This is a genomic window from Herbidospora solisilvae (assembly GCF_009901565.1).
GTDB classification, from domain to species: Bacteria; Actinomycetota; Actinomycetes; order Streptosporangiales; family Streptosporangiaceae; genus Herbidospora; species Herbidospora solisilvae.
The window spans coordinates 735,697-752,528 of sequence record NZ_WXEW01000003.1; the positions used below are offsets into that span (position 1 = coordinate 735,697).

11 protein-coding genes are annotated in these 16,832 nt (G+C 70.3%); 7 read left to right on the forward strand and 4 right to left on the reverse strand.

What is annotated here, in order from left to right:
• Positions 1 to 8 precede the first annotated feature (8 nt).
• From GT755_RS41105 to GT755_RS13265, 3 genes are all read left to right on the forward strand, one after another.
• Positions 9 to 2,819: an NEW3 domain-containing protein gene (locus GT755_RS41105; protein WP_161479975.1), complete on the forward strand. Its 2,811-nt coding sequence runs from the start codon at positions 9 to 11 to the stop codon at positions 2,817 to 2,819.
• Positions 2,816 to 3,664 (forward strand): amidohydrolase family protein, encoded by an 849-nt coding sequence (locus GT755_RS13260; protein WP_161479976.1) that lies wholly within the window; start codon positions 2,816 to 2,818, stop codon positions 3,662 to 3,664. The genes GT755_RS41105 and GT755_RS13260 overlap by 4 nt, the downstream gene beginning before the upstream one ends.
• Before the next feature lie 64 nt (positions 3,665 to 3,728).
• Positions 3,729 to 4,499, forward strand: a complete 771-nt coding sequence (locus GT755_RS13265; protein ID WP_161479977.1) for a FadR/GntR family transcriptional regulator — start codon at positions 3,729 to 3,731, stop codon at positions 4,497 to 4,499.
• A 7-nt stretch (positions 4,500 to 4,506) separates the two neighbouring features.
• Here the strand turns inward: GT755_RS13265 and GT755_RS13270 are convergent, their stop codons facing one another.
• A complete protein-coding gene (locus GT755_RS13270; protein WP_161479978.1) occupies positions 4,507 to 5,532 on the reverse strand; it encodes a LacI family DNA-binding transcriptional regulator in 1,026 nt (341 codons plus the stop codon).
• A gap of 107 nt (positions 5,533 to 5,639) precedes the next feature.
• On the opposite strand from GT755_RS13270, the gene GT755_RS13275 reads away from it, so the two are divergent.
• Genes GT755_RS13275 through GT755_RS13290 form a run of 4 tightly spaced genes read left to right on the forward strand, consistent with a single transcriptional unit; the run spans position 5,640 to position 9,733 of the window.
• Complete coding sequence (locus GT755_RS13275) at positions 5,640 to 7,010, forward strand: ABC transporter substrate-binding protein (protein ID WP_161479979.1); 1,371 nt, start codon at positions 5,640 to 5,642, stop codon at positions 7,008 to 7,010.
• 1 nt (position 7,011) lies between these two features.
• Entirely contained in the window at positions 7,012 to 7,896 is an 885-nt protein-coding gene (locus GT755_RS13280; RefSeq protein ID WP_202609931.1) for a carbohydrate ABC transporter permease, read from the forward strand.
• On the forward strand, positions 7,893 to 8,717 hold the full coding sequence (locus GT755_RS13285; protein ID WP_161479980.1) for a carbohydrate ABC transporter permease: 825 nt from the start codon (positions 7,893 to 7,895) through the stop codon (positions 8,715 to 8,717). Before GT755_RS13280 ends, GT755_RS13285 begins: the two co-directional genes overlap by 4 nt.
• A 2-nt stretch (positions 8,718 to 8,719) precedes the next feature.
• On the forward strand, positions 8,720 to 9,733 hold the full coding sequence (locus GT755_RS13290; RefSeq protein WP_161479981.1) for a glycoside hydrolase family 68 protein: 1,014 nt from the start codon (positions 8,720 to 8,722) through the stop codon (positions 9,731 to 9,733).
• Here GT755_RS13290 and GT755_RS13295 read toward each other — a convergent pair whose 3' ends face one another.
• From GT755_RS13295 to GT755_RS13305, 3 genes are all read right to left on the reverse strand, one after another.
• The gene (locus tag GT755_RS13295; RefSeq protein WP_202609932.1) at positions 9,734 to 12,343 is read right to left on the reverse strand and encodes a family 43 glycosylhydrolase; all 2,610 of its coding nucleotides are present in this window, start codon (positions 12,341 to 12,343) and stop codon (positions 9,734 to 9,736) included. It lies immediately after the preceding gene.
• Positions 12,344 to 12,384: 41 nt separating this feature from the next.
• Positions 12,385 to 15,477: a family 43 glycosylhydrolase gene (locus tag GT755_RS13300; RefSeq protein ID WP_202609933.1), complete on the reverse strand. Its 3,093-nt coding sequence runs from the start codon at positions 15,475 to 15,477 to the stop codon at positions 12,385 to 12,387.
• 487 nt (positions 15,478 to 15,964) lie between these two features.
• On the reverse strand, positions 15,965 to 16,832 hold an 868-nt coding region (locus tag GT755_RS13305), incomplete at its 5' end, for an RICIN domain-containing protein (protein WP_161479982.1).

Here is a 16,832-nt window from a genome sequence, read left to right on the forward strand (position 1 = left end):
GATCTGCCGTGTCTCTCTCACCCGTGGTCGTCACCGTCGCCCCCACCGGCGCCGCGAACGCCGACGACGCCGGGCCCGGCAGGCGGAGCCGGCCGCTCGCGACCCTGGGCGAGGCGCGGCGCAGGGTGCGCGCCGCCCTCGCCCAGGGGCACCTCGACGTGACCGTGGAACTCCTCGACGGCGTGCACCGGCTGACCGCGCCGCTGCGGCTGGACGCGGCCGACTCCGGCCGCGACGGCCACCCGGTGATCTGGACGGCGGCCCGCGGCGCCGAGCCCGTGATCAGCGGCGCCGTCGCCGTCACCGGGTGGGAGCCCGACGGCCCGGCGACCGGCGTGCACCGGGCCCGGGTGGAGGCCGGCGCCGACAGCCGCCAGCTCTACGTCGACGGCGCGCTCGCCCGGCGGGCCCGGATGAGGCTGCCGCGCGAGCACGTCACGCTGACCGCCACCGGCCTCACCCTGGACGACCCGGCGCTGGCGTGGCTGGCCGGCCTGCCCGACCAGGGCCGCGTCGAGTTCCAGGCGACGTCGGCGTTCACCAACCGGTTCGCCCCCGTCGAGCGGATCACCGGGACGACCGTCGTCATGCGGCAACCGGCGTGGGACAACAACACCTACGGCTACGACACCCTCCAGGCGCCGATGCGCGTCCCGGAGTTCTTCCTGGTCAACTCCCGCAGCTTCCTGGACGAACCCGGCGAGTGGTACCTGGACCCCGCCTCGGGCACGCTGTACTACCGGCCGCTCCCGGGGCAGGACATGGCCACGGCGCGGGTCGAGCTGCCGCGCCTGGAGTCGCTGCTGGAGGTCGGCGGCACGTACGACGAACCGGTCCGCAACCTGCGGTTCGAGAACCTGACCTTCACCGGCACCACGTGGTTGCGCCCGTCGTCCTCCGACGGATACGCCAACCAGCAGACCGGCGCCTTCATCGCCGGCCCGCAGCCGCACCGCCCGGCCGACGCGTTCGCCACGTGCGCGGTCGGCTGCGCGGGGTTCGAGGCCTCCCGCGACGGCTGGTTCCAGGTGCCGGGGGCGGTCCAGGTGTCGGCGGCCGAGGACGTCGCCTTCGCCGGATGCACGTTCGTCAACCTCGGTTCGGTCGCCCTCGGCATCGGCAACGACGCGAACGCGCACGCCACCGGCGTCGGCCTGGGCGCGCGCCGGATCACGGTCACCGGCGGCGTCTTCACCGCCAACGCCGGAGGCGGCATCACGGTCGGCGGCGTGCGCCCGGACGCGCACCACCCCTCCGACCCGCGCATGGTCAACAGCGACATCGTGATCAGCGACAACCGCGTCTTCGCGACGGCGGTCGACTACCTCGACCACGCCGGCGTCTTCGCCAGCTACGTCACCCGGCTCACCATCGCCCACAACTACGTCGCCGAGCTGCCCTACTCGGGCATCGCCCTCGGCTACGGCTGGGGCGCCAACGACCCGGGCGGCAGCCTCGACTACCTCGCCCGCGGCCTGTACGACTTCCGCCCCGTCTACGACACCCCCACGACGATGCGGGACGTCCACGTGGTCGGCAACCACGTCCGCGACGTGGTGCGGACGATGGCCGGCGGCGGCGCCCTCTACACGCTCTCGGCGATACCGGGCGGCGTCCTGGAGGAGAACTACTGCGAGAAGAGCGGCCAGTACGGCATCTACTTCGACGAGGCCTCCCGCCACCTGACCGTGCGCCGCAACGTCTTCGCAGACACCGCCGGCCCGTGGGCGCACGCCAACATCGCCAACGGCAACCGCACCGGCGACCTGACCTTGACCGGCAACCACGTCACCAACCCGGCCGTCACCGGCATCGCCGACGGCCGCCGGGGCGACGTCCTGCGCGACAACGTGACCGTCACGCCGGAGACCGTCTCGGTGGAGGCCGCCCGGGTGATGTACGACGCCGGTCCCACCGGCGACCACCGCGGCCCGCCGGACCCGGGGCGGCCCCCTTTCGGCGTGTCCCTGGCGGCCGACCCGCCCGTGCTCGACGCGGGGGAGACGGCGGTCGTCACGGTGGACGTGCGGAACCTGAGTGATCGCCGGGCGTCGGCGGTGACCGTCGCGCTGGTCGTCCCCGACGGCTGGCGGGCCGAACGCGCCGGCCGGCCGGTGCGGTGCGGGCTGGACTCCGGGGCGTCCGGCACGGAGCGCTGGAAGGTCACCGCGCCCGCGTCGGCCCGCGTCCCCGTGGGGTCGGCCGTGGTGAAGGCGGTCGTGTCCGGATGGGCCGACCTGGCCGGGGCGGAGGTGGTCCGGTCGCTCACGCTCACCGCGCTGAACCCGCTCACGTCGCTGAAGTCACAGGGCTCGGTGTCCAGCCGGTTCGCCGAGGCCGGTTCCCGGTACGCCATCATGATCGCCGAGCCCGGGTCGCCCGACGAGTACGGCGTCGTCTACCGCGACGGCGTGGCCGGCCCCTCGGCCGTCATCACGGCCCGGGTCACCCACCTCGACCCCGCCGACCCCCGGGCCGAGGCCGGCGTCGTGCTGCGCGACGACCTCTCCGGCTGCTCGCGCGGCCACGCGGCCATGGTCGCCACGCCCGGCGAGGGCGTGGCCTTCCGGTGGGACGCCGACGGCGACGGCCGGCTCGACTCGGCCGGGTCGGTCCCGGACATCGGGGCGCCGGTCTGGGTGCGGCTGGTGCGCTCGGGCGACCAGGTCAGCGGCTACTACTCTCGCAGCGGCACCACGTGGATCAAGGTCGGCCCGACCGCCGACATCACGGGCGCCCACCGGCAGGACGCGGGCCTGACGGCCACGGCACGCGCGGGTTGGTTCGGATTCAGCGACTTCAGTGTGAGGCAGGCATGAGCAACTCCGTCGTCGACGCCCATCACCACCTCTGGGACCTGTCCCGGCGTCCCCAGGACTGGCTGACCTCCCCCGAGATGAAGGTCCTGCTGCGCGACTTCTCCCCGGCCGACTACGCCGCCACCGCCGCCGAGGCGGGGGTGAGCCGGTCGGTCCTGGTGCAGGTGCTGGCCGACGCTGACGAGACGCGCGAGTTCCTCCTCACGGCGGCCGGGTCGGAGACCATCGCCGCCGTGGTCGGTTGGGCCGACCTGACCCGGCCCGATCTGCCGGAGGAGCTCGCCGCGCTGGCCGCCTCCCCGGGCGGCGGGTTGCTGCGCGGCATCCGCCACCTCGTGCAGGCCGAACCCGACCCGGCCTGGCTCGCCCGCGACGACGTGCGCGCGGGCCTGCGCCATGTGGCCTCGGCCGGGCTCACCTACGACCTGCTGGTGACGCCCCACCAGCTTCCGGCCGCGATCGAGACCGTGCGGGCCCTGCCCCACCTCGGCTTCGTGCTCGACCACCTGGCCAAACCGGCCATCGCCGCCGGGGAGCTGGAGTCGTGGGCGGTCCTGCTGCGGCGGCTGGCCGCCGAGCCGAACGTGACGGCCAAGCTCTCCGGCCTCATCACCGAGGCCGACCGGGAGCACTGGGACGCCGACGGCCTGCGGCCCTACGTGGAGGTCGCGATCGACGCGTTCGGCCCCGACCGGCTGATGTTCGGCTCCGACTGGCCCGTCTGCCTGCTCGCCGGGTCGCTGCCCCGGTGGACCGACACCGTGCGGACCCTGCTGGCCGGGTTGTCGGAGACGGAACGGCAGGCGATCTTCAGCGGAACGGCCGAGCGCGTGTACCGCCTGTAAACCACCTGATTCGTATGACGTCTAGACTCATCGCACACGTGCGTGGGGGTCAGCTGGAGGGGACATGGCGGCATCTCGGAGGGCGTCCGCGGGCACCGGGCCGTCTCCGGACTGGACGAAACGACCGGCCAACCTCGCCCAGGCGCTCACAGGGGAGCTCGTCGACCGCATCGTCCGCGGGGTGCACGCCCCCGGAACCCCGCTGCCGCCCGAACCGGCGTTGTGCGAGTCCTTCTCCGTCAGCCGGACCGTCGTCCGGGAGGCGGTGAAGGTCCTGCAGGAGAAGGGGCTGGTCCAGGTGCGGCAGGGCAGCGGCACCATCGTCACCCCGTCCAGCGAGTGGAACATGCTCGACGAACTCGTGCTGGGCGCGACCATCGCCCAGGACGACGGCATCACCGTGCTCGACGACCTGGTCGTCACGCGGCGCCTGCTGGAGTCCGACATGGCCCACGTGGCCGCCCGCGTCGCCGACCGCGAGATCGTCGAACGCCTCCGCGTCCTCGTCGACCGCATGGACGAACTGGTCGGCGACCCCGTCGCCTACGCCGACTACGACCGCGCCTTCCACGACACGATCATGCGGGCGTCCGGCAACCGCATCGCGCGGGCGGTGGTGCGGCAGCTGGAGAGCCAGGTGATCAACACCTCGCGCTACACGGGCCGCACTGAACGCGCGTTGTGCGTGGCCTCCAACCTCGGCCACCGGCGGGTCTACGAGCGCATCGCCCTCGGCGACCCCGAAGGGGCCTCCGAGGCGATGTTCACCCACATCACCGAGGCCTGGCTGGTCCGCCGGGGCGGTCCGGGCGAGCCCGTGCGCCTGCGGCGCTGAACGGGTCTCACGCCCTCGCGACGACCGACTCCCGGTGCCGCACCGGCATGGGCACCCGGAACACCTGGCCGGGCTCCACCTCCCCGGCCATCTGGGCGAACAGCACCTCCACGGCCTTGCGGCCCAGTTCGTAGTGGGGCAGTGCCACGGTCGTCAGCTTGGGCCACATCCACGAGGCGATCGGATGGTCGTCGAACGACACCACCGAGACGTCGCCGGGCACCGAGAGCCCGGCTTCGGCGAGCGCCTGGTAGGCGCCGATCGCCACCCGGTCGTTGAGGCAGATCAGCGCCCGGGGACGGTGGTCGGCGAGTAGCGCGCGGGTCGCGGCCAGGCCGTGTTCGGGCTGCCAGTCGGGGCACACCCGGGCCCCGGCGATCTTCAGCCCGGTCTCCCGGATGCCGATGAGGCGCTCGACGGCCGCGACGCTGTCGGCGGGCACGTCCTGGAGCGTCGGCCCGGCCCCGATCACATAGACCTCGTCGTGGTGCCCGGCGTCGAGCAGCACCCGGGCGGCCGACCGCCCGGCCTCGATCTCGTCGGGCACGATCGAGGGCAGGCCCGACGCCGGCCGGGGCAGCGCGTTGAGCAGGACGGCCGGGCCGATGTCCTTCGGGACCTTGATCGTGCGGGTGAACATGGCGGCCAGGATGATGCCGTCGACCTGGCGGTCCTGCATGGCGTGCAGCAGGCCGCGCTCCAGTTCGGGATCGCCCTCGCTCTCACCGATGAACAACATCACGCCGCGTTCGCGCGCGGCCTCCAGGGCGCCCTTGATCATGTCTCCGGCGAGGTGTGATGTCGCGACGGTGTCGGAGACGAAGCCGATCGTGCGTGTCGTGCCGGTGCGCAACCCGACGGAGACCGCGTTCGGGCGATAGCCCAACTCGTCGGCGGCACGCAGTACCCTCTGCTCCACGTCGTGAGAAATGCGCAGCTCACGGCCCCTGCCCGTCATCACGAGCGAGGCGGTCGTACGGGACACTCCGGCCGCCTCGGCCAGATCGGCCAAGGTGACCCGACGTCGGCTCACGGGGGGAGACCTCCATATTTCAACCCAATTACGGGGCCTTGACACGGTCGGATACGCACGGTGAGACTATCGCATCGCTAATCCGATTTAGCAAAGGGAGACGCACCATGTCTCGTCGAGTTCACTCCCGCCGGAGCCGCGTGGCGATGGTGGTCATCCTGGGGGGAAGCCTGGCCGCCGCGTGCGCCGCGCCGGGCAGCGGCAACGCGCAGCCGACGGCCGCCGCCTCGTCGGCGCCGGCGTTGTCGGCCGCGCCGACCTGCGGCACCGAACCCATCACGTTGAAGGGCTACTTCGAAACGGGCTTCCCGATCGCGAGGGCCCTCACCGACGAGTTCACCAAGCAGCACCCGAACGTCACCTGGGACATCCGCGAAGACCAGTTCGCGGTGATCACCCAGAACGCCCCGCGGGTGCTGGCCGACGACCCGCCCGACCTGATGCGCCTGCCCCAGGTCTCCGAGCTGGTCAAGAACAACCTGCTCAAGAACCTCGACGACTACGCCAAGGTCTTCGGCTGGGACAAGTGGCCCCCCTCGCAGCTGGAGCAGATGCGGCTGGCCCCCGGCGGCGCCGTGCGCGGCGAGGGCTCCCTCTACGCCATGGGCCTGAACTTCTCCATGACGGGCGTCTTCTACAACAAGAAGCTGGCCGAGCAGATCGGCATGACCACCCCGCCCGAGACGCTCGCCGACCTCGACGCCGCCCTGGCCAAGGCCAAGGAGGCGGGCCTGGCCCCGATCGCCCAGTTCAACGGCGGCGCGACCGGCGGCCTGGCCTTCCCGCTCCAGGACCTGATGGCCTCCTACGGGCCGCCGGCGCCGATCAACGAGTGGATCTACCAGAAGCCCGGCGCGACCATCGACACCCCGTCGAACCTCCAGGCCACCCAGCACCTGGAGAAGTGGATCAAGTCCGGCTACTTCTGGAAGGACGTCAACGCCGTCGACTACGCCACCATGATGAGCCGATTCATCAAGGGCGACGGCCTGTTCATGTTCAACGGCGACTGGGAGTCGGGCAACCTCGACAAGCAGATGGCCGGGAACATCGGCTTCTTCCTGATGCCCCCGGCCCAGGCCGGCGGCAAGCGCGCCGCGATGTCGGCCCCGCTGACCTTCGGCATCGGGGCGAACGCCAAGAACGCCGACTGCGCCGCGGCCTTCCTCAACTGGGTCGCCACCGACACCCAGGCGCGCACCATCGGCGTCGAGGTCGGCGGCTCCCACCCGATGGGCCCGGCCGACGCGCCGATGCCGCCGGTCGCGGCGGGCAGCGTCACCGAGAACACCCTCGCGGCGGGCGCGCGGATCGCCGAGGACAACGGCGCGATGGACTTCATCGCCAACGCCACCGGCGCGATCTACGCCAAGAGCTGGACCCCGAACCTGCAGAAGCTGGTGGCCGGCGAGCAGACGCCCGACGGCCTGCTGAAGAGCGTGCAGGCCGACTACCAGTCCCAGGTCAAGGGAGGCTGACGTGAAGGCGGCCGCGCAGCGGCGCAGAAACTGGGCCGGCTGGCTGTTCGTGCTGCCCGCGGCCGCGTTCTACGTCGTGTTCGTGATCCAGCCGCTGGCCATGACGGTGCAGTACTCCCTCTACTCGTGGGACGGCATCGGCGTGGCCACCTGGAACGGCGTCCAGAACTACCTGCGGGTCTTCACCGATCCCGACCTGTTCGCCGCGATCCTCAACGCGCTGAAGCTGATCGTGTTCTTCAGCGCGGTCCCGGTCATGCTCGGGCTGGCCATCGCGGCGACGATCCGGCGCATCGCCGCCAGCCGCCTCGCCCTGGTGGCCCGCACGGTCATCTTCCTGCCGCAGGTGATCCCGCTGGTCGCGGCCGGCATCACCTGGAGCTGGTTGTTGTCGTCCACCGGCCTGGTGAACCAGCTCCTGACCGCCGTCGGACTGGAGGGCATCACCCGGGCCTGGCTCGGCGACTTCTCCACCGCGCTGCCGGCGGTCGGGGTCATCGGCGCCTGGGTGCTCCTGGGCCTGTGCACGCTCCTGCTGCTGGCCGGCATGAGCAAGATCGACCCGGCCCTGTACGAGGCCGCCCGCCTCGACGGCGCCGGTCCGCTCCGTGAGTTCTTCTCGATCACCCTGCCCAGCCTGCGGCAGGAGATCGGGGTGTGCGTCACCGTGACGGTCGTGGCCGCGCTGGCCAGCTTCGACATCGTCTACATCTCGACCCAGGGCGGGCCCGGCAACGCCAGCATGGTGCCCGGCCTGGAGATCTACTACCTGGCCTTCTCCGAACGGGAGGTCGGCCTCGCCTCGGCCCTCGCGGTGGTCCTCACCGTGCTGGTGATCGCGTGCGCGCTGCCGATCCAGTGGCTCACCAGGGACCGCTCATCATGAAAACCGCTCGTCGTGAGGCCTGGACCGGCCGGGTGCTGCTGCTGGTGCTGATGGCCGCCACCCTGATGCCGTTCGTCAGCCTCTTCGTCACCGCGCTCCACCCGTCGGGCAGCTACCCGCTCGGCCTCGACTGGCCCGACGACCCGCAGTGGGGCAACTTCGCCACCGCGTTCACCGCCGCCCGGATGACCGAGCTGCTGAAGTCGAGCGTGCTGATCGTGCTCGGGGTGGTGCCGATCTCGCTGGTGGTGGCCACCATGGCCGGGTTCGCCATCGGGCACCTGCGCATCCCCGGGCGGCGGTTCGTGTTCGTGGCGTTCGTGCTCGGGCTGACGCTGCCGTTCGAGGGCATCGTCACCCCGCTCTACTACCTGGCCCGCGACATGGGGATCCTGAACACGCGGTGGGCGATCATCCTGCCGTTGATCGGCCTGTTCATGCCGTTCTCGGTGTTCTGGATGCGGGCCCACTTCGTGAACATGCCCGAGGAGCTCTCGGAGAGCGCCCGCATCGACGGCGCGAGCACCTGGCAGCTCTTCTGGAAGGTGCACGTGCCGCTGGCCGCCCCGGCCACGTCGTCGCTGGCGATCCTGCTGTTCCTCTGGACGTGGAACCAGTTCCTGCTGGCGATCGTGCTGGTCGACGACCCGTTGCAGCGCACCATGTCGGGCGCCCTCGGGGCGTTCCAGGGGCAGTGGGGCACCGACATCCCGTTGTTGTGCGCGGGCTCGCTGCTCATCCTCACGCCGACACTCCTGGTGTTCCTGATCTTCCAGCGCCGTTTCGTGACGGCCCTCCTCCAGGGCTCGTTGAAGGGATGACCGTGACGACCACCCGGTGGACCAGGCGCCACCTCGACCTGATCGGCGACGACCCGGCGACGACCGCGCCGCTGATCACCGGCCCCGTCGAACCGGCGCTGCCCGGTTTCGACCTGTGGGACATGTGGCCGATCCAGGAAGAGGATGGTGCCACCGCCCTCTTCGACGGCCGCGAACTCTGGATGGGCCTGGCCGCCCCGGCGGCCGGCCATCCGGAGGACCGCCACGACGTGGCCCGCATCCGCTCGCTCGCCTTCGACGACGGCAAGTGGGTCGACCTCGGCGACCTCTTCCCCGACGGGGCCTCTCCCGGCAGCCGCGAGTGGTCGGGCACTGCGATCCGGCGGGCCGACGGCACGATCTCGGTCTTCTACACGGCGAGCGGTTTCCGCGGCGAGGAGCGCCGCACCTTCACGCAGCGGGTGTTCGAGGCCCGCGACGGCGTCCACCGGGAGCTCGCCAAGCCGGACCCGCGGTACTTCCTGCCCGCCGACCAGATCGAGGGCGGCCCCGGGCGGATCCTGGCCTGGCGCGACCCGGCCTGGTTCCGGGGCCGCCTGCTGATCGCCGCCTCGGTCCCGTGGGGCGACCGCTACATGGGGGCCATCGCCCTGACCGACTCCGGGTCGGGGAACCACCCGCTGCTGGTCGCCGACGGGATCAACCGCGAGCTGGAACGCCCCCACGTGGTGGTCCACGACGGCCTGCACTACCTGTTCTTCTGCACCCACCGCCAGTCGTTCGAACCGGCGGACGCCGCCCCGACCGGCCTCTACGGCTTCGTCGCCGACTCGCTGGAGGGACCCTACGAACCCCTGAACGGCTCCGGGCTCGTCATCGGGAACCCGCAGGCCCAGCCCGACCAGGCCTACGCCTGGATGGTGCTCGACGACCTGCGGGTGGTGAGCTTCCTCGACTACCGGGGCCCGGTCGACCGGGCCAACTTCGGCGGCACGGTGGCCCCCCTGCTCAGACTGCGCCTGGAGGGCCACCGCACTCGGATCGAACCCTGCTGATCAGGTCCGGGGGGTCCCTCCGTAAGCGACGATCAGGGCGTCGGCGTCGCGGAGCAGGGTGGTGCGGACGATCTCGTCGGCCTCGACGCGGTGGTCCTTCACCCCGCTCTTGAACTTCTCGATCGCCTTGATGACGTTCTTGTCGTCCTTCTCCTCGGCGATGGCCGCGATGACACGGTCGAGTGCCTTGTGGAGACGGACCGCGCTGCTGGCGTTGGTCTTGTCCTCGGCCGCGAAGCGGTCGATGAGCGCCGAGACGTCCTCGACCGAGGTGGTGATCGTGAACCCGACGGTCTTCACCGTCTCGTTCCCGGCGTGGTCGACGGCGGTGACGACCAGTTCGTGCTCGCCCAGGGCCAGCGTGTAGAGGGTGATCGCGCCGGGCTGGACCGGCTGGCCGTCGAGGGTCGCGCTGATCGTGGCGACGCCCGACTCGGTGTCCTCGGCGGTCCAGCCGACGGTCAGGTCTCCGCTGTCGCCGTACTCGCCGCCGTCCTCGACGCCCGAGACCTCGACCGCCGGAGCGGTCTCGTCCTCGGCCTTGCTCTCGAAGGCCCACGAGTCGACCTCGAACAGGTCGGCGTCGGCCGGTCCGGCGTAGGTGAAGTACACGTCGTGCACGCCGGTGAGGCCGTCGAGTTCGGCGGTCAGCTCCGCCCACGCGTTGAGCGGGGCGTCGACCGGGATCGTGGCGACCACCGGCGCGGTGCGGTCGTCGAGGCGGACGTCGATCCGGCCGCCGGCGACCAGGGGCTTGACCTTCGCGGTGAGCGCGGTGGCACCCTTCTCACCGAAGTCGACCGACGCGAGCGACGTCCAGTCGCCGTTGTCGACGTCGTGCAGCACCAGGTTGGGCGCCCGGTCGCCGAACTCGGCCGAGGAGCCCTCGACCTTCTTGGTGGCGATGCCCTGCTGCCAGGCGATGGTCTCGGCCTCGATCACCCGGTAGGGGGCCAGGTCGCGGATGTTCTCGACGCCGTCGTAGGTGCCGAGCACCTCCTTGACCGTGCCGTCCTGGTTGAACTCCAGCTTGGCGATGTGCGGGCTGCGGAAGCCCTGGGTCGCGCCACCGGTGATCCGGCGGTTGAGCGTCTGGGCGTGGTAGGTGAAGTAGTAGTCCCCGCCGAGCTGGAACACCGACTGGTGGTTGTTGCCGCCCGCGCCGAAGAAGTTGCCGGGGTTGCGGAAGATCACGCCCTTGTACTTGTCGGCGGTCCAGGGGCCCATCGGGTTGTCGGCCACCATGTAGGCGATCGCGCCGGTCGGCGGACCGGCCGGGTCGATCGGCCCGCCGAAGCCGAAGTTCGAGGAGTACGAGTAGTAGTACTTGCCCTCGCGCTTGAAGACGTGGCCCGCCTCGAACATGAGCGGCCCGTCGATGACCTCCGCCGAACCGACGGTGCTGGTCATGTCGTCGCCGAGTCTGATCACGCGGGTCGACTTGGGGTGGTTGGTGTTCTCGTAGCTGCGCGACCCGTCGTCGCCGCCACCGCCGAAGTAGAGGTAGGCCTGGCCGTCGTCGTCGATGAAGACGCCCGGGTCGAAGAGCCAGTTGACCCCGTTGGACGCGCCCGGCGTCGCGCCGGTGATCAGCAGGCTGCCCCGTTCGTCCCGCCACGGGCCGAGCGGCGAGTCGCCGACGATGACGCCGGTCGCGGCGCCGTTGTTGGCGAAGTAGAGGAAGAACTTCTCCTTGCCGTCGACGATCTTGCTCTCCATCGCCGGGGCCCACGACTGGCTCGCGTACTTGGCGACCCCGTTCGGCCCGGCGACCGGGATCTCGCCGTGGTCGACCCAGTTCACCAGGTCGTCGGAGGAGATGACGGTGATGGTGTTGATCCCGCCGTAGGTGTTGGTCGGGGAAATCCCGTTCGGGCCCGGGTTGTACACCTGCGTGTCGTTGGTCATGTAGAGGTAGACCCGGCCGTCGTGCACGAAGGCGTTGCCGTCGGCCCCGAACTTGTGCGAGATGAGCGGGTTGCCCTCACCGGGGTTCTTGCCGAGCACCTCGATCGTGGTCGACGGGGTGAACTCCCTGAGCGTCACGTCGTCGACCTTGAAGTCCATGAGGTGCGTGTCGGGCGCGGTGGAGGGCGTCTGCGTCCACGGGGTCTCGACGAAGATCCGCGCGGTCGCCACGCTCTGCGCGGCCGGGATGGTGAACGTGCCCTGGATCAGGCCCCACTGTCCTCGCGGGGTGGTCACGGTGCCGAGGTTGGTGTACGTCCCCCCGCCGTAGTGCATGGTGACGAAGAACTGCTTGGTGGCCGGGCTGTTCGGGTTCTCGTACTTGACCCGTGCGGTGACCGAGTAGGTCTTCCCCGCCTGCACCTTGCCCGACAGGTCCTGCATCGGGCCCGATCCGGTCGTCGTCCGCTGGGTGACCGCGACGGCGGCCGAGCCGGAGTAGGCGTCGGTCGTCGGGGTCAGCGTGGCCGTGTCGGTGGCGTTCCCGTTGTTCGGGAACCAGCCGGTGAGGCCCGACTCGAAGCCGCCGTTGACGATGAGGTCGGGACCGGCCGCCTGGACGGGCGAGGCCGTGACGGTCGACAACGTGCCCAGCATCGCGGCGGTGGTCACGATCGCGGCGAAGCGCGAGCGTAATTTCACGACATGTTCTCCTTGTTCGTCGAGATCTGCTGAACCGGCGGTCAGGACCGGGGGGTTCCTCCGTAACCGACGATCAGGGCGTCGGCGTCGCGGAGCAGGGTGGTGCGGACGATCTCGTCGGCCTCGACGCGGTGGTCCTTCACCCCGCTCTTGAACTTCTCGATCACCTTGATGATCTTCTTGTCGTCCTTCTCCTCGGCGATGGCGGCGATGATCCGGTCGAGCTCCTTGTGGAGACGGACCGCGCTGCTCGCGTTGGTCCTGCCCTCGGCCGCGAACCGGTCGATCAGCGCCGAGACGTCCTCGACCGAGGTGGAGACGGTGAACCGGACGGTCTTCACGGTCTGGTTCCCGGCGTGGTCGACGGCCGTGACGGTGAGCACGTGCTCGCCGAGGGCCAGTTCGTAGAGGGTGAGCGTGCCCGGCTGGACCGGCTCACCGTCGAGGGTCGCGGTGGTCGTGCCGACGCCGGACTGGGCGTCGGTGGCCTTCCAGCCGATGTGCAGGTCCCGGCTGTCGCCGCTGTCCTCCACACCCGAGACCTCGACGACCGGGCCGGTCACGTCCTCGATCTCCAGCGTGCCGAGCCGGGCCAGCTCGTAGCTGAGCGCCCGCTCCGGCGCGTCGATCTGGTTCTGGGTGCCGAACGCGCCCGCCCGGGCCGCCTTCGCCGCCGTGAGCGCCTTCTGCGCCCGCGCCCAGGCGTCGGCCGGGTAGGAGTGCTCGTTCAGCGTCCCGGCGTGGGCGATGGCGGCGTCCAGGCGGGAGGTGTCGAGGGGGAGGTTCTGCGCGGTCAGGGTGTCGCTGAGCAGGTAGTGGTCGAAGTCGACCCGCCCGCCCTTCTCCTGTGTCGCGTAGTTGAACAGGGCGACCCGGTGGCCCATGAAGTGGGCGAGGCTGCCGTCGAGCGTCTGCGGGCCGACGCGGTTGCCCAGCCGGGTCCAGGTCAGCCCGTCGAGGCTGTAGTAGAAGGTCGTCCACAACTGGCCCACCGGCGCGGCGAAGTCGAGGTCGGCCTTGACCGACACCACGGTGGCGTCCCCGAGCGGCACCGTCGTGCCCGGGACGAAGGCCTCCAGCGCGGCCTGGTCGAGGTCGACCCCGAACGGCTGGCCTCGGTTGACCACGCCCAGCGTGTTCACGCCGCCGGTCCGCTTGACCGCCACGTAGGAGAAGCCGCGGTTGAAGGCGGCCAGGCCGGCGACGTCGCCGTTCTTCATGCCGGAGACGTCCATCCGGGTCTCCGCCGACTGGCGCGGCCCGAACGTGCGCTGCGTCAGGGTGTTGCGGGCCTCCTCGAGCCACGCCAGCTCGGCCCGGTTGGAGAGCTTGGTGTAGACGTACTGGCCGGTCACGGGCTTGCCCGTGGTCAGCCGCAACCAGCCGTCCCGGTCGGTGAGCGACCAGTTGCGGTTGTCGGGGGCGTGGTTCCACTCCCAGGCGACGTCGAGCCGCGACCCGTTGGGCGCGATCTCGGCCTCGGTCGGGTACTCCGCCGTCGGCGGGAGCCCGACGACCGAGACGTCGTCGAGAAGGTATTCCACGCTGGACGACGCCGGCTGCGGGTTGGCCCACGGCGTCTCCACCGCGAACTTGAAGTTGTTCAGGTTGGCCGTCGTCGGCACGGTGAAGCGGCCGGTGACCGTCGTCCACTGGCCGCTCGGCACGTTCCCGAACGTCATCACCTGGACACCGGAGCCCCAGTCGGCCACCAGGTTGAACCGCACGCTGCTCGGGCCGGAGGTGTACTTGATCTTCGCGGACACGGTGTAGGTCACGCCGTGCTGCATCTTCCCGTTGAGGTACTGGTTGGGGCCGGAGCCGTTGAGGGTCCGGTTGCCGACCTTCAGCGCCGCCGCGCCCGCAGCGGGGTCACCGGTGTCCCGGCTGAGGGTCGCGCCGAACTGGGCCGCCCACGGGGAGGTCGTCTCCGCCTCGAACCCGGGGTTCTGCAGCAGTTCGACGCCGATCAGCGACTCGTCGATGTCGGGCGGCTCCGGGATCGTCCAGTTCTCCTCCATGTACGCCCGCTCCGGGGCGTCGTTGGCGAAGTCGTCGGAGGCGACGATGCTCTTCTGCCGCTCGAAGGTCTCCTGCGCCGGGGTGAGCCGGATCGGCTTGTCGAACACGCCGTCCACCTGGGCGGCGCTGAAGGTCGGCCAGCCGTCCTGCCAGGTCGCGGGGATCAGCGCGGGGATGCGCCCGACGGGGAAGGTGTCGCGGAAGAACATGCCGTACCAGTCGGTCCGGCCGCCGTCGCGGGAGATGGGCACCAGGCTGCCCTGCGCGAAGCCGTTGGAGTTGAGCACCCCGCGCGCCTCGTAGGTGTTGACGCCGCCGGCGGAGGTGTAGCGGCCGAGCAGGTCCCGGGACCGGAACATGACGACCTGGCGGCCCTGCCCGGAGGGCCAGGTGATGATCACCGCGTAGTACCAGCCGTCGATGTGGTAGAACTGCGCGCCCTCGAACAGGCCGCCGATGAAGGGCCGGCCGGCGTAGTCGGCCGCGGTGAAGATGTTCGGGTAGTCCTGCGCGATGGCCGTCAGGTCGGAGTTCAGCCGCACGGCGCTGGTGCCGCCCGAGCCGTAGAAGATGTAGGCCGTGCCGTCGACGTCGAAGAACAACGAGGGGTCGTGCAGGCCCCGGCCGAGGGCCGTGCGCTCCCACTTCCCGTCGTCGATGTCGTCGGTCCGGTAGAGGTAGGCGCCGCCCAGGTTGTTGGTGTTGAAGGCGACGTAGAACATGCCGTCGTGGTAGCGCAGCGACGACGCCCACTGGCCCTGGCCGTAGCTGTTCTGGCCGTTGCGCAGGGAGAAGGAGTCCCCGATGTTCGCCCGGTCGAAGACGTAGTTGACGATCTCCCAGTTCACCAGGTCGTACGACTTCATGATCGGCGCACCCGGGCTCAGGTGCATCGTGGTGCTGATCATGTAGTAGATGTCGCGGCCCTCGTTGTTCTCGGCGGCCGGGACCCGTTCCACGCTGATGTCGGGCACGTCGGAGCGCAGCAGCGGGACGGTGTAGCTGCCGTCGCCCCTGTCGGTGGAGGTGTACGACGAGGCCGGCGACCAGGAATCGGCGCTCGCCCGTGGGGCCACCATTCCGACGCAGGCCAGCACGGCGAGGAGAACCACGGGGAGACGTGAACGGAGGCGGGGGGACACGAACATGGCGGACTCCAGAGGTACAGCGGGCGCCGGAAAGCTACGTATCTGTTATCGCTAACATTTCAAGACGAAGAGGCGTCATTCTGTTCGCGTGCGGACATGCGTCACCGACCTCTGTCGATGATGATGAGGAGGATCCTGGAGGGATCGGCGCGTGTAGATGAGCTGTTATCGCTAACAAATCAGGGGACACATACACGCGTGGATTCGGTCAGGACAAGAAAGCACCCTTCGGATGGACGGGAGGCGAGAACGCCTCAACCGGGCATACGGTCAAGAAGGTGGCAGTTATTTTCTGGTTATTTTCTGAACCTTTCGTCTGAAACTGTAAAGTGACCGGACACTTCAGACAAGAGGCGCAGAGCAAGATCCCGTAACAACCGCGAAACCTGTCCCGTGAACGGCCTCGCCGCCGCGGTGGCACCCGCGGCGGCGAGGAACTCGGAGGGCTCCGTCAGATCGTGACGACGGTCCACTGGTTGTTGGTGTTGGTGTTCGGCGCCCACATGCAGACGGTGGAGCCGGCGGTGGCGTTGCCCATGCCGTCCAGGGCGGTGCCGGTGCCCCGGTTGATGATCTGGTGGCGGCCGTTGCTCGCGGCGGCCAGCCGCCATTGCTGGTTGTTGGAGCCGGTCCAGGCGGCCTGGCGGGCGTTGGCGCCGTTGGCGGTGTTGCCCCAGCTGTCGATGACCATGCCGTTGGTGCGGTTGACGATCCGGTACCAGCCGCCGCCCAGGTCGACCAGCTGCCACTGCAGGTTGGTGGAGGTGCCCGAGGTCCACTGCTTGACGACCGAGCCGGAGGCGACGTTGCCGCCGCTGTCGAGCGCCAGGCCCGTGGTGCCGTTGGTGATCCGCACCCAGGAGGTCGGCTGCTGCGGGGTGCCGGTCCCGGTCAGCCGGTAGGTGCGCCCGGCCTGCCCGGTGAAGGAGACGAGGTCGGATTCGGGTTTGGTGAAGGTGACCGCGGCGCCGTTGTCGGTGACTTCGACCGTGCCGGTGAAGACGGTGTTGCGGACGCGGGCGGTGCCGGCCCGGTCGAATCTGACCAGGATCTCGGTGGCGCGGCCGGAGCTCCAGGTGGTGGCGACGGTGTAGCCGCCCCGCCCGCGCAGCCCTTGGAATTTGCCGCTGGGCCAGGCCGACGGCAGTGCCGGCAGGACGTGGAGTTCGCCGTTGTGGGAGTGGAGGAGCATTTCGGCGATGCCGGAGGTGGCGCCGAAGTTGCCGTCGATCTGGAAGGGCGGGTGCAGGTCGAACATGTTCGGCGCCAGGCGGGCGGTGGTGACCAGCAGGCGCAGCAGGGTGTGGGCGCGGGCGCCT